Genomic DNA, 13,038 nt, shown 5'->3' with positions numbered 1-13,038 from the left:
TCGCGCCGTCCAGGGACCGGGCCGACAGCCCGGCGATGACGGCCCGGACCGGTCCGGTGGTTCGCCGAGCACCAACTGGTGACCTCCGTCGTGGACAGCCTGCGGGGCGGCCTGGCCTACGCGCTCGCGGACAGGTCGAAGACGAGGCGCGCGGGGACGCGACCCGAGAGCACCTCCTCGAAGCAGTCGTTGACGTCCTCGAGGCGCCGTGGCTCGGCGACGACGCGGGTGCGTCCCTGGGCGTGCAGGGCGAAGCAGTCGGCGAGGTCGTTGCGGGTACCCACGAGCGAGCCGATCACCGAGACCCCCTTGAGGACGGTCTCGAACACCGGCAGCTCCAACCGGTTGTCCGCGGGCAGTCCGACCAGCACGAGCCGTCCGCCCGGGTTGAGCGAGGCGTGCGCCGCGCGCATGGCCGCGGGGGAGGGCACGGTGACCAGCGCCACGTCGACCCCGCCCAGCGCGGCCAGCTCCTCCTCCTGCCGGCCCGACCGGGCGTCGACCGTGTGGTCGGCCCCCAGCTCGCCGGCGAGCTGCAGCTTCTCGTCCTCGACGTCGACCGCCACCGTCCTGGCTCCGAACACCGAGGCGTACTGGAGGCCGAGGTGGCCCAGTCCACCGACCCCGACCACCATGACGGTCTCGTTCGGCTGCGGGTGGGCGACCTTGAGCGCCTTAAACGTCGTGACGCCCGCACAGGTGAGTGGGGCGGCGTCGAAGGAGCTGACCCCCTGGGGCACGGGGACGACGTGCGAGGCGTGCGCGAGCACGTACTCGGCATACCCACCGTCCACGGTGTAGCCGGTGTACTGGGGGCTCAGGCAGTAGGTCTCCCAGCCTGCGACGCAGTAGCGGCAGTGGCCGCAGGCGTGGCCCAACCACGGGACCGCCACCCGGTCGCCCTCCTCCACGGGGGAATCGCCGTCCCCGCGGGCGACCACCGTGCCGACGCCCTCGTGGCCCGGGATGAGCGGCATCTTCGGGCGGACCGGCCACTCTCCGCGGGCGGCATGGATGTCGGTGTGGCACAGCCCGGAGGCCTCGACCCTGACGAGGACCTGACCCGGGCCCGGTTCGGGGACGGGGACGTCACGGATCTCCAGAGGGGCTCCGAGCGAGGGGACGACGGCGGCTTTCATCTCGATCCTTCCGTTCGACAGGGACCTGCAGCGCCAGCGGGCGACGCGACCAGCATACTACGGCATGTAGTACTCGGGGCCTCAGGGTGCCCACGCCGATCGGGGGAGAGAGGGTGGGTCGTCCGCGGGCCGGGCGTGCGCCAGGTGGTCGGGCGCCTGGGCGGACCCGCACGTGGGCCCCGTGGGGCTCGAACCCACAACCTACGGATTAAAAGTCCGCAGCTCTGCCAATTGAGCTAGAGGCCCGGAGCCGGTGGACGAGGACCGGCTGCGACGTCCCAGGCTAGCGGCCGGGACGACCCGCAGGAGAAGGCCGTTCCCACTCCTGGCTCAGAGGAGCTTGCGCCACCACTTCGGCTCGGGCTCGCCCGGGTCGAGGGTGAGGATGCGCACGCTGCTGAAGGCGCCGTGGTGCGCGATGCTGAGCCGCCACCTGCCCGGGTCGGAGACCCCTTCGTAGTCGCCCTTGAGGTCGCTGAAGAGCGCGCTGCCACCCTGGACGTCGACGCCGACCCCCCGCGGCACGATGACCTTGCAGCTGGAGAAGACGTCGTTGAGGCGCAGCTCCACGACCGGCGTGGTGACGACCGCCTCACGGAGGTCCAGCACGGTCTCGGAGAAGCCGCCGGACACGGTGAGGACCTGGGGCACCTGCCAGCGCCCGATCCGCTGGGTCGAGCTGAAGAAGGTGGTGATGCGGGCAGGGGCCGGGGTGGGGAGGTCGGCGCGAGGCGAGGTGAGCCCACCGGGCTGGTCGCCGGTGCGGTCCGGCCGCCAGTCGGGCGAGTCCTGCGCGGCGGGACCGCCGATGATGGTCATCGGCCGGTCGACGTCGTCCCGGGGTCCCGAGGCGGGCGGTCCGGGCAACGGCGGCACCTGCTCGTCACCCGTGCGGGAGGGCTGCCTGCCCCCGTGCGGCTGTGCTCCGTCCGTCATGCCCCCACCGTATCCGGCACCCTCAGCGCCTCTCCGGCACCCTCAGCGGCGGTGCGGCAGCCGGACGTCGGTCCAGACGAGACGGTGGTCGCTGGTCGGGAACGGGTAGGTGCCCACGATGTCGAAGAGCGGGTCGTCGCTGGTCGGCCAGAAGACCCCCGCGTCCCGCACCGGCAGGGACCTGCTCGGCAGGACGTAGTCGACGCGCAGGTTGCCTGGCTCGGGGTCGTCGTTGAAGTCGGCGGTGTCGTGGGCGGGGTCGCCGACGTGCGAGTCGTTGGCCCCTCCCTGCAGCTCCGCGGCCTCGACCGCCCCGTCGCTGTCCGGCACGACCTGGGTGCCGACGCGCGGGTGGTCGAGCAGCTGGGTGATGGCGCCGTCACGGGAGTCCCCGTCGTCGGGGTCGGCGTTGTAGTCGCCCGCGATGACGAAGCGCTCACCGGGCTCCAGCCCGCCGGTGCGACCGCGGTCGTCGTAGATGTAGCGCGAGTGCTGCGGGCCCGCCACGTAGTCCGCCCAGAAGCGGATCTCGTCGTGGTTGCGGCGTCCGTTGCGGTCCTCGGGGCCGTCGAACGTCGGGGGTGTCGGGTGCGCCGCGAGCAGGTGGACGGTCTTGTCACCGACCTGGATCGGCACGTCCCAGTGCGACTTGCTCGACAGCCTCAGCGCCCGGCGCTCCTGCGCGTCGTAGAACCCGCTCGGGATGAGGTTGCCCGGCATGTCGGTCCAGCGGAAGCGCTGGAAGGTGCGCACGGCGTCGGTGTCGATGGGGAAGCGGGAGTAGACGACCATGCCGTACTGCCCCGGGAACAGCCCGAAGCCGTAGGCGTCGTCGGGCCCGCCGACCTCGCCGTCGTCGTTGAGGTCGAAACCGCTCGGGACCCCGGTGTTGGAGGGGGCGATGTAGGCGTAGGGGTAGTCGACCGGATCGGCGCCGTCCTGGCCGACGGCGAGGTAGTTGTCGCGGAAGAGGTCGACGTTGTCGCGGTCGTAGTCGAACTCGTTGATGAGGACCACGTCGGGGGCGGCGCGCTGGATCGTCTCGGCCACGTTGCGGGCCTGCTGGTCCTCACCGGTGGAGAGGTCGGCGGTGAGCTCGCCCTCGCTCGCGCGGTTGAGGGAGGCGTTGAAGGTGGCGAAGCGCACGTCGAGCTCGACCGGTCGGTCCGGCCCGGGGGAGGGCGCCGCGACCGCGGGAGTCGTCAGGGCGGCACCGACCAGCGCCGCCGCCACCAGGGCGGAGAGGGAGGCCGTGTGCTTCGTCATACCTCTCACCGTAGGGGGTGGCACCGACACACCGCCAGCCCGCCGCTGTGGGACAGTAGGCGCATGAGCCAGACCCCCCCGGCAGCGGCGCCGCGGCTGAGCGAGACCGAGCGTCGCCTGGTCGAGACCAACGGCATCGAGATCATCGCGGAGGCCGAGCGGACGGCCCGCCCGCACGACCTCTTCTGGCCCTGGTTCGCCGCCAACATCTCGGTCTTCGGGATCAGCTACGCGAGCTACGTCTTCGGCTTCGGCATCAGCTTCGCCCAGGCGGTCCTCGTGACCGTCCTGGGGGTCGTCGCCTCCTTCCTGGCCTGCGGCATCATCGCCATCGCCGGCAAGCGGGGCTCGGCACCCACCATGGTCCTCTCGCGCGCCGCGTTCGGCGTCAACGGGCAGAAGGTGCCCGGAGTCTTCTCGTGGCTGATCTCGATGGGCTGGGAGACGTTCCTGGCCATCATGGCCGTCCTGGCGACCGCCACCGTCTTCACCCAGCTCGGGTGGGGAGGCGGGACCCTCACCTCGGTGCTCGCGTGCGCGGTGATCGCCGCGCTCATCGTCGGCGCCTCCGTCGCGGGCTACCACACGATCATGCGGCTGCAGTCGATCCTCACCTGGCTGACCGGGGCCGCCACGATCGCCTACATCCTCATGACCCTGGACCGCATCGACCTCGCGGCCGTCACCTCTCGCGAGGCCGGTCCCACCGAGGCGGTCATCGGGGCACTGGTCCTGCTGATGACCGGGTTCGGCCTCGGCTGGATCAACATCGCCGCCGACTGGTCGCGCTACCAGCGCCGGGACGCCCCCGGGGGCGCCATCGTGCTCTGGAACACCCTGGGTGGGGCCCTCGCGCCCACCCTGCTCGTCCTCTACGGGCTGCTGCTCATCGGGTCCGAACCGGCGCTCGAGGAGGGCATCGTCAACGACCCGATCGGCACCCTCGCGACGATCCTGCCGATCTGGTTCCTCGTGCCGTTCCTGCTGGCCGCCGTCCTGGCGCTGGTGAGCGGCGCGGTCCTCGGGATCTACTCCTCCGGGCTGACGCTGCTCTCCCTCGGCATCGACATCCCGCGTCCGGCCGCCGCGCTCATCGACGGCACCATCCTCACCCTCGGCACCATCTGGGTCGTCTTCTTCGCCCAGAGCTTCCTCGCGCCCTTCCAGAGCTTCCTCATCACCCTGGGCGTGCCGATCGCCGCCTGGGCCGGGATCCTCATGGCCGACGTGGCTCTCCGGCGCCAGGACTACGACGAGCAGGCGCTCTTCGACCCCCGCGGTCGCTACGGCGACTGGAACTGGACCGCCGTCGGCATCATGGTCCTCGCCGCGGTCGTCGGCTGGGGCCTGGTCATCAACACCTTCGCCGAGGCCGCCGCGTGGAACAACTGGCAGGGCTACCTCCTCGGCCCGCTCGGTCTGGGGGGCAAGGAGGGCACCTGGGCGTGGGCCAACCTCGGGGTGCTCGTGGCGCTCGCCATCGGGTTCGTCGGCTGGCTGGTCCTCGGCCGCGCCATCGTGCGGCGTCAGGAGGAGCGGGTATGACGTCGCAGCCCTGGTTGGTCGTCGTCGACGCGCAGCGCATCTTCGCCGACCCCGCCTCCGAGTGGTGCGCCCCCCGCTTCGCCGAGACGCTCGCGCCGATCCGGGCGCTGGTGGACGAGCACTCCGGGCGGGTCGTCCAGACCCGGTGGGTGCCCCCGCACGTCCGGCACGGCTCCTGGGTCGCCTACCTCGAGCGCTTCCCGTTCGCCGACCGGGAGCAGCACGACCCGATGTTCGACCTCGTCGACGAGATCGCCGAGCTGCGGCTGCCGCACACCGTCACCGAGCCGACCTTCGGCAAGTGGGGCGAGCGGCTGCACGACGTCGTCGGCGCGGACGCGCACCTGGTGCTGGCCGGTGTCGCCACCGACTGCTGCGTGCTCTCCACGGCACTGGCCGCCGCGGACGCCGGCTGCACCGTGGAGGTCGCGGCGGCCGCCTGCGCGGGGTCCAGCGACGAGGCGCACGACCGGGCGCTCGCCGCGATGGAGCTCTACGCCCCGCAGGTCACCATCCGCCGCTGACCGGACCTGCCGACGGCAGCTGCCGGTGCAGGGCCAGAGCCCTCAGGGCCGAGGCCGCCCCCACCAGGGCCAGCACCACGAGCGCCGGCGTCCGCACGTCGGCGACCTCCTGCAGCGGCACCCCGCGGGCCAGTCGCACGACCTGCCAGGCGGTGACCAGACCGGCGAGGGTGAGCACCGCGCGCACCGCCGTCGCCAGGGTCAGCCAGGCCCAGCGCGGCGGACCCAGCAGCCACCCCCGGCGCAGGTGCACCGCCACCCGTCGACGGACGACGGCGACCACCCAGGCCAGCAGCCAGAGCGGGGTGAGCACGCCCAGGCCCAGCAGGACGGCCGCCCACCACCGGTCGCCGGCCGCGTCCACCCAGTCCTGGGGGAGGCGGGCGACGATCCCCTCGGACCAGCCGGGGTAGCCGGCCAGCACGTCGTCGAGCGCGACGACCGACGCCAGGGCGAGCAGCGCGGGCAGCAGCCAGAGCAGACCGCACCCCGAGCGGGCGGAGCGCTCCCGGGCCGCCGCGTCCTCCGCGGCCTCCCGCTGCTGCCGCAGGTACTCGTAGTGGGCCCGGTCGGTGTGGAAGAACTCGGTCTCGTCCGGCGGCATGCCTCAGGCTAGTAGCGACTGGATCACGCCGTCCACGGTTTCAGTGGCGGGTGCGGAGCACCGCCAGGGTGGCGAGACCGTACGCCTCCTCGGCGTCCCGGTGGGCGAAGGTCGTGGGCGACCCCTCGACCAGCGCGACGACGGCATACTCGATCCCCCCGTGGTCGTCGTTGCCCTCGTCCTCCCCGCGGCGCAACCCCAGCCCGACGAAGTCGTGACCCAGCACGGCCCGCAGCTGGTCCTCCCGCGGCAGCCAGGTGGTGTCGTCGAGGGCCACCGAGTCGAGCGCCCACTCGGCGACCCCGTTGAAGCCGATCACCGAGCCGCCGACGAACTCGTGCACCTCCACCGTCATGTCGGCCAGGTAGAACACGTCGTGCGTCATCCCGGAGCGGTCCACGACGAAGCGGTCCCCGGCCAGGGGCGACCAGATGAGGCCGGCATCGTGCAGCTGACGGGCGAGATCGACGCTGAGCATCTGCCCATCGTGCCCGACGCCACGGGGGAGACGCGCGCCGAGGCTGGCCGTCGCACCTCCATCACCGACAATGGAGGGGATGCCCACCGACCAGACCCTGACCGACCGGCTCCCGTCCGCGGGGGCGGGTGCCGGGACCCCGGACGCCGACACGATCTTCGACACCTTCGCCGCCTGGGCCGCCGACCGCGGCACGACGCTCTACCCCCACCAGGAGGAGGCGCTGCTGCACCTGCTCGAGGGGAGCAACGTCGTGCTCGCCACGCCGACCGGCAGCGGCAAGTCGCTGGTGGCGACGGCGGCCTGCTTCCTCGCGCTGGCCCGCGACGAGGTGGCCTTCCTCACCGCGCCGATCAAGGCCCTGGTCAGCGAGAAGTTCTTCGACGCCTGCCGGACCTTCGGCGCCGAGAACGTCGGCATGCTCACCGGCGACGCGGCCGTCAACGCCGACGCTCCCATCGTCGTGTGCACCGCCGAGGTGCTGGCCAACATCGCCCTGCGCGAGGGTGAGGGGGCCGACATCGGGATCGTCGTCATGGACGAGTTCCACTACTACGGCGACGGCCAGCGCGGCTGGGCCTGGCAGGTGCCGCTGCTCACGCTGCCGCAGGCGCAGTTCGTGCTCATGTCCGCCACCCTCGGGGACACGACCCGGCTCGGCGACGACCTGACCCGGCGCACGGGACGGCACACCGCCCTCGTCGCGGGCGCCGAGCGGCCGGTGCCGCTGCACTTCGCCGAGTCCCTCGCGATGACGCCGCTGCCGGACACCATCCAGGAGCTGCTGGAGGAGCGCCAGGCGCCGATCTACGTGGTCCACTTCACCCAGAAGGAGGCGCTGGAGCGCGCGCAGTCGCTGCTGTCGGTGCCCCGCCTCGTCGACGCGGCCGAGAAGGAGGCGATCCGCACCCGGATCGGTGCGTTCCGCTTCACCGCGGGCTTCGGGCGGACCCTGTCCCAGCTCGTGCGCCAGGGGATCGGGGTGCACCACGCGGGGATGCTGCCGCGGTACCGCCGGCTGGTCGAGCAGCTCGCCCAGGACGGGCTGCTCAAGGTCATCTGCGGCACCGACACCCTCGGGGTCGGCATCAACGTGCCGATCCGCACCGTGCTCTTCACCGGGCTCGCCAAGTTCGACGGCTCGCGCCAGCGGGTGCTGCGCGCCCGGGAGTTCCACCAGATCGCCGGTCGCGCCGGGCGGGCCGGCTTCGACACCTCGGGGTATGTCGTCGTTCAGGCCCCCGAGCACGCCATCGAGAACGCGCGCGCCCTGGCCAAGGCCGGGGACGACCCGAAGAAGCAGAAGAAGGTGCAGCGCAAGAAGCCGCCGGAGGGCTTCGTCTCCTGGAGCGAGCAGACCTACGCCAAGCTCGTCGGCGCCGAGCCCGAGTCGCTGCAGTCGAAGATGAAGGTCGACCACGCGGTCATCCTCAACACCGTCGCCCGCCGCGGCGACCCGGTCACGCACCTGTCGCGGCTGCTGCGCGACAACCACGAGACGCCTGCGGCGCAGAACCGCCTGGCCCGGCAGGCGGTGAGCCTGGGCCGCTCGCTCCTGGACACCGAGGTGCTGGTGCGCCTGGACCCCCCGGGCGACGGGGGCCGCAGCGTCGACCTCGGGCCCGGGGTGGCCGAGAACTTCGCCCTCAATCAGCCGCTGGCGCCGTTCGCGCTCGCCGCGCTGGACCTCTTCGACCCCGAGGCGCCCACCTACCCGCTCGACGTGGTCAGCGTCGTCGAGGCCGTGCTGGACGACCCCATGCCCGTCCTCATGGCCCAGCGCTACCGCGCCCGGGGCGAGGCGGTGGCGCAGATGAAGGCCGACGGGCTGGAGTACGACGAGCGGATGGCCCGGCTGGAGGAGGTCAGCTGGCCGCAACCGCTGGCCGAGCTGCTGCAGGCCACGCTCTCGACCTACCGCCAGTCGAACCCCTGGGTGCGCGAGGACGCGCTGTCGCCCAAGGCGGTGGTCCGGGACATGTGGGAACGGGCGATGAGCTTCACCGAGTTCGTCGGCTACTACCAGCTGGCCCGGTCCGAGGGCGTGGTGCTGCGCTACCTCACCGACGCCTACCGCACCCTGCGCCAGACCGTCCCGGAGTCGGCCTACACCGAGCAGCTCCACGACCTGGTCCACTGGCTCGGCGAGACGATCCGCCAGACCGACTCCTCCCTGCTGGAGGAGTGGGAGGCGCTCACCGACCCGGACCGCGTGGAGGAGGCCGCCCGGCAGGCGGCCGCCGGGGCGCCGCCGCCCCCGGCGCGGCCCATCACCGGCAACGAGCGGGCCTTCCGGGTGATGGTCCGCAACGCCATGTGGCGGCGGGTGGAGCTGGTCGCCGACGACGGCTGGGAGGCCCTGGGCGACCTCGAGGCCCAGGTGGCGGCGCTGCCCGAGCCCGCCGTCGAGCCGCTCCTGACGCGACAGGACTGGGACGAGGCGGTCGGGGCGTTCTACGACGAGCACGACCAGGTGGTCCTCGACGCCGACGCGCGCGGACCTCAGCACCTGCGGGTCGAGCCGGTGCCGCCGGCCCAGGCCCGGATCGGCGACGGCAGCGCCCAGCGGGTCTGGCGGGTGAGCCAGACCGTCACCGACCCCGACGGTGACCTGGACTGGGTGATCGAGGCCGAGTGCGACCTCGACGCGAGCGACGCCGTGGGCGAGCCCGTCCTGCTGGCGACGAGCTTCCGGCGGCTCTGAGGCCGGTCGCCGGCCCGCCGCGGGCGGCTCGCGCCCTCGAGGTCAGCCGGCGGGCCGGCCGATCGTCGTCGCCAGCGCGCGCAGCGCCCCGACCCAGCCCTCGCGCATCGAGGTGTCCCCGTCGGGCTGGGCGATCTCGTGGGTGAGCACGACGAGGGTGCCGTGGGAGTGCCCTTTGAGCTCGACGGTCACGAGGTCGTCCTCCTCCTGCCCCTCCCCGGTCTCCCACCGCCACGCCAGCTGCACCAGCGAGGGCGGCTCGAGCCGGGTGAAGTGCCCGGCGGCGCCGAGCGAGGCGACCTCGGAGTGCACCTCGAAGCGTCCGCCCTCGGTCGCGTCCACGGTGTGCCGGGTGTCCGGGAGACCGGGCCACCACCACGTGGCGAGGACCTGCGGGTCCGTCCACGCGGCATACAGCGCCTCGGGGTCGGCGTCGACGTCCTGGGCGACCACGATCCGGGGGCCGGGGTAGCTGCGCGCCTGCGTCATGCGTCCTCATCCTCTGTCGGCCCCGGGGTCAGGCCGTCACCGCCCTCCGGTGACGGCTCCAGGCCGAGGACGGACCGGATCAGGGGCACGCACTCCACCGTAGCGGCCCGGCGCCGGCCGGCACCGGGCAGCGGGTCCCAGTAGCGCAGGTGGTCGTGCAGCGGCAGCAGGCGGTGCCACCAGGGCTGGTGCCGACCGGAGTGGTGCACCGCGACGTCACGGATGCCGGTGCCCAGGACGCCCCGCAGCGGCCCGCCGACCGGGTCGCCGAAGACGAGCCAGCGCCCCGGGAAGTAGAGGTTGGTCCACCGGGTCGGCCCGAAGGGGGCGCCGTGGTTGCCGACGAGCACCGACCGCTCCAGGTCGCCCTTGCGCAGCACCGCGGGGTAGAAGGACGCCGACCGCTCGTCGGCGTCCGCGGAGGGCGCGAGCGAGGGCATCGGCGGGCACATCGGCAGCTCGAGGTCGTCCTGACGACGCTGCAGCGAGGAGGCCCGGGTGTCGAGCAGCAGGCGGCCGTGCGCCAGCGGCGACCCCAGCGTGAGGAAGTCGGTGACGAGCCAGGGCACCCCGCGCTCGCGGCACTCCCGCCAGAGCCGGCGCTGCACGTGCTGGAACACCTCGACCTCCCCGGGCGTCAGCCCCAGGGGGTCGCTGTAGTCGTGCACCAGGCGCTCGGCCTCCGGCTGCGGGCCGGCCTTCTCAAAGGTGGGGTGGCGGGCCTCGTCCCAGAACAGCCGCAGGATGTCGTAGCCGATGACCGACCCGAGGGAGTGGCCCACCACGGCGATCTCGTCGTAGACGCCCGAGGTGTGCAGCCGGCGCATGAGCTCCAGCCCCTCGCTGCGAATCTCGGTCCGCGCGGCGACCCCGGACGGGTCCGGCGTGAGGTAGCGCTCGGCGTCGGCCAGCCGGCGGGTGAGCCACGGGCGCACCGCCGCCTGCGCCGCGGCCAGGCTGGCCGCCACCCAGAAGGGCGGCTGGGTGAGCCACGCCCGCACCCCCTCGCGGGAGACCATGACGACGGCGATGAGCGCGGCCACGAGGACCGTGAGCAGCAGCCCGAGGGTGAGTACGTTGAGGGCCGGGGAGGCGGGGCCGGCGGACCATCCGGACCGCCGGCGCAGCAGCCGGCCCAGCCAGCCCAGGACCTGCGACGCGCTGGACGTCGGGGCGTGGTGGGCCCAGTAGAGCTCGTAGAGGTCGGTCGGCGCGCGGCGGGACGAACGGCCGTAGAGGGACATGCGGCGCAGCTCGAGGTTGTCGCTGACCCGGTCGGGCTTGCTCCAGGCCTCACGGCCCACGCCCAGGCCGTCGACGAAGCCCCGCAGGGTGCCCGTCGGTTCCTGCTCCCCGATGCCGTGGATGAGGACGACGGCCCGGCGCACCCGCCCGTCGCCCTCCCCGGCGACGGGCAGGTGATCCGGCCTCGTCGCCCACCTCGTCGTCATCCCCCCAGCGTGGCAGCGGGGGGCGACATACCCGGCCCGGCTCAGCGCTCGTCGAGGACGCCGCCGAGGTAGTCGAGCAGCGGCGCGCGGACCGGCATGAGGTAGGCGTGGTGGCCCCGTTCCCGGGCGAAGTCGACGACGCGTCGGGCGAAGTCGCGCTGCCAGCCGATCGAGGTGTCGAAGCCCCGGGGGAAGACGACCCGGTTGCGCCGGCGCCAGTAGCCCATCGCGCCGTCCGTCGTCACCGAGGTGGCACCCCACCACACGGGCAGCTCGGGCGGGAGGACCGAGGCCCAGGCGGACATGAGGTGCACGTCGAAGAAGGGCTGGGTGAAGATGCCGCTGGCGCCGGCCGCGAGCTTGCGGTCCAGGTAGCGCATCTCGGTGGTCATCGCCTGGCGGTAGGGGTCCAGGCCGGCGTAGATCGTCACCCCGGGCAGCTCGCTGCGCAGGCGCCGGATGACGTCGACGGCGTCCACGGGGTAGGTCGAGGAGTGGAAGTAGTCGGCGTCGTCGCCCGACACCACGAGCAGCTCACCGGTGCGCCGCGCCTCCTGCGCCATGGGGAGCTCGGCGTCCGGGTCCACGTCTGCGGCCCGGATGTGCGGGATCGTCCGGTATGCCGTCCCGTCGGCCCGGGTCGTCGACTCCCGGGCGACCTGGGTCGCCGCCCAGCTGCGCAGCTCGAACTTCACCAGGTCGGGGATGTTGACCGTGTCCACGCCCCCCAGGTGCTCGCGCACCTGCAGCATCTCGCCGCGGACCGACTCGGGGCTGCGCGGGACGAGCTCGACGGAGATGCGGGTCTGGCGGGAGGACATGGTGGACCAGTCTTCCAAGCCGTCGCGCGGGTCGGGAAATCGCCGGGGACGCCGACGGCCCTGCGGCGTGCTGCCGCAGGGCCGTCGGATCGTGCGGTGGGGCTCAGCCCTCCTCGGTGACCATCGTGTCGAAGGCCTCCGGGTACTCCTCCAGGAAGGCGTCGATGGCCTCGGCCTCCTGGCCCTCGCCGTACTCGTTGACGACCATGTCCTCGAGGGCGCCGTACTCCTCGTCGTCCAGCTGGATGCCGGCGATGAGCTCGGCGGCCTCGGGGAACTCCTCGGAGAAGCCCTCGGTGCCCAGGAAGTGCAGCGCCTCGGCCTCGCCCAGCGCGTTCTCCGGGTCCTCGAGGGTCTTGACGTCGAAGGCGCTGTTGGCCCAGAACGGCTGCCACAGCGTGACGACGATGTCCTCCTCGTCGTTGATGGCGCTCTCCAGCTCGGTGAGCATGGCGGCGGTGGAGGAGGTGACGAGCTCGTAGTCGTCCTCCAGGTCGTAGGTGGGCATCACCGAGTCCTGGGTGGCCGCGGTCAGACCGGCGCCCGGCTCGATCCCGATGATCTGTCCGCCGAACATGTCGGCGTTGCCGGTCAGGTCGGCGATGGACTCGACGTCCGTGTAGCTCGGCACGGCGAAGGTGAGCTTCGCGTTGTCGTAGTAGGCGCCGAGGTCCTCGATCTGGTCGCCGTACTCCTCCATGTACTGGGCGTGCGTGACCTCCGGCCACGCCGACGGGTACATGTCCACGTCACCCTCGGCCAGCCCGGTGTAGAGCAGGGCGGCCTCGGTGAGCTCCTCCATCTCGACCTCGTAGCCGAGCTTGGTGAGCTGGTCCTCGAGGAGGTAGGCGGTGGACAGCCCGTCCGTCCAGGACGGGATGAAGCCCATGGTGATGGTGCCCTCGGCACCACCGGCGGCCGGGTCAGCCGAGTCGCCCTCACCGGTGTCGCCACCGGAGTCACCGCCGCCGCAGGCGGCGAGGGTCAGGCTGGTGGCCAGGGCGGCCCCGACCAGGGTCATCGTGCGGGTGCGTCGCAGCGTCATATCTCGTTGCTTCCCTTCTAGTGGTGCGAGCGCCCC

12 protein-coding genes and 1 tRNA gene are annotated in these 13,038 nt (G+C 72.7%); 3 read left to right on the top strand and 10 right to left on the bottom strand.

Annotated elements, in window-relative coordinates; all coding sequences use genetic code 11:
* Nucleotides 1–116: 116 nt before the first annotated feature.
* The 4 genes from FHD63_RS12905 to FHD63_RS12890 all read right to left on the bottom strand — a co-directional run bounded on the left by FHD63_RS12905 (nucleotide 117) and on the right by FHD63_RS12890 (nucleotide 3,341).
* Nucleotides 117–1,139 carry a zinc-dependent alcohol dehydrogenase gene (locus FHD63_RS12905; protein ID WP_139722381.1) on the bottom strand — a complete coding sequence of 341 codons (1,023 nt, stop codon included), beginning with the start codon at nucleotides 1,137–1,139 and terminating at the stop codon, nucleotides 117–119.
* Nucleotides 1,140–1,312: 173 nt separating this feature from the next.
* Nucleotides 1,313–1,385: transfer RNA gene (locus tag FHD63_RS12900), tRNA-Lys, on the bottom strand.
* An 84-nt stretch (nucleotides 1,386–1,469) separates the two neighbouring features.
* Nucleotides 1,470–2,075 carry a hypothetical protein gene (locus tag FHD63_RS12895; protein WP_139722380.1) on the bottom strand — a complete coding sequence of 202 codons (606 nt, stop codon included), beginning with the start codon at nucleotides 2,073–2,075 and terminating at the stop codon, nucleotides 1,470–1,472.
* A 42-nt stretch (nucleotides 2,076–2,117) separates the two neighbouring features.
* Nucleotides 2,118–3,341, bottom strand: coding sequence for an endonuclease/exonuclease/phosphatase family protein (locus FHD63_RS12890; protein ID WP_139722379.1), 1,224 nt, complete (start codon nucleotides 3,339–3,341; stop codon nucleotides 2,118–2,120).
* 63 nt (nucleotides 3,342–3,404) lie between these two features.
* On the opposite strand from FHD63_RS12890, the gene FHD63_RS12885 reads away from it, so the two are divergent.
* Nucleotides 3,405–4,886, top strand: coding sequence for a purine-cytosine permease family protein (locus tag FHD63_RS12885; RefSeq protein ID WP_139722378.1), 1,482 nt, complete (start codon nucleotides 3,405–3,407; stop codon nucleotides 4,884–4,886).
* Nucleotides 4,883–5,410, top strand: coding sequence for a cysteine hydrolase family protein (locus tag FHD63_RS12880; RefSeq protein ID WP_139722377.1), 528 nt, complete (start codon nucleotides 4,883–4,885; stop codon nucleotides 5,408–5,410). Before FHD63_RS12885 ends, FHD63_RS12880 begins: the two co-directional genes overlap by 4 nt.
* Here the strand turns inward: FHD63_RS12880 and FHD63_RS12875 are convergent.
* Together FHD63_RS12875 and FHD63_RS12870 are read right to left on the bottom strand one after the other, a co-directional pair.
* The gene (locus tag FHD63_RS12875) at nucleotides 5,394–6,014 is read right to left on the bottom strand and encodes a hypothetical protein (protein WP_139722376.1); all 621 of its coding nucleotides are present in this window, start codon (nucleotides 6,012–6,014) and stop codon (nucleotides 5,394–5,396) included. The genes FHD63_RS12880 and FHD63_RS12875 overlap by 17 nt on opposite strands.
* 40 nt (nucleotides 6,015–6,054) lie before the next feature.
* Complete coding sequence (locus FHD63_RS12870; RefSeq protein ID WP_139722375.1) at nucleotides 6,055–6,492, bottom strand: pilus assembly protein CpaE; 438 nt, start codon at nucleotides 6,490–6,492, stop codon at nucleotides 6,055–6,057.
* 79 nt (nucleotides 6,493–6,571) lie between these two features.
* On the opposite strand from FHD63_RS12870, the gene FHD63_RS12865 reads away from it, so the two are divergent.
* Nucleotides 6,572–9,196: a DEAD/DEAH box helicase gene (locus tag FHD63_RS12865; protein WP_139722374.1), complete on the top strand. Its 2,625-nt coding sequence runs from the start codon at nucleotides 6,572–6,574 to the stop codon at nucleotides 9,194–9,196.
* Between the two features lie 42 nt (nucleotides 9,197–9,238).
* On the opposite strand, the gene FHD63_RS12860 is transcribed toward FHD63_RS12865, so the two are convergent.
* The 4 genes from FHD63_RS12860 to FHD63_RS12845 all read right to left on the bottom strand — a co-directional run bounded on the left by FHD63_RS12860 (nucleotide 9,239) and on the right by FHD63_RS12845 (nucleotide 13,002).
* Nucleotides 9,239–9,685, bottom strand: a complete 447-nt coding sequence (locus FHD63_RS12860; RefSeq protein ID WP_139722373.1) for an SRPBCC family protein — start codon at nucleotides 9,683–9,685, stop codon at nucleotides 9,239–9,241.
* Nucleotides 9,682–11,136, bottom strand: coding sequence for a hypothetical protein (locus FHD63_RS12855; protein WP_139722372.1), 1,455 nt, complete (start codon nucleotides 11,134–11,136; stop codon nucleotides 9,682–9,684). Before FHD63_RS12855 ends, FHD63_RS12860 begins: the two co-directional genes overlap by 4 nt.
* 41 nt (nucleotides 11,137–11,177) lie before the next feature.
* On the bottom strand, nucleotides 11,178–11,957 hold the full coding sequence (locus tag FHD63_RS12850) for a methylenetetrahydrofolate reductase (RefSeq protein WP_139722371.1): 780 nt from the start codon (nucleotides 11,955–11,957) through the stop codon (nucleotides 11,178–11,180).
* Between the two features lie 103 nt (nucleotides 11,958–12,060).
* Nucleotides 12,061–13,002, bottom strand: a complete 942-nt coding sequence (locus tag FHD63_RS12845; RefSeq protein ID WP_139722370.1) for a glycine betaine ABC transporter substrate-binding protein — start codon at nucleotides 13,000–13,002, stop codon at nucleotides 12,061–12,063.
* Nucleotides 13,003–13,038 lie beyond the last annotated feature (36 nt).

The sequence above is a fragment of the Serinicoccus chungangensis genome (assembly GCF_006337125.1).
Classification (GTDB): Bacteria; Actinomycetota; Actinomycetes; order Actinomycetales; family Dermatophilaceae; genus Ornithinicoccus; species Ornithinicoccus chungangensis.
The sequence above is the reverse complement of the archived record's forward strand: the minus strand, read 5'-3'. Positions and strand labels throughout refer to the sequence as shown.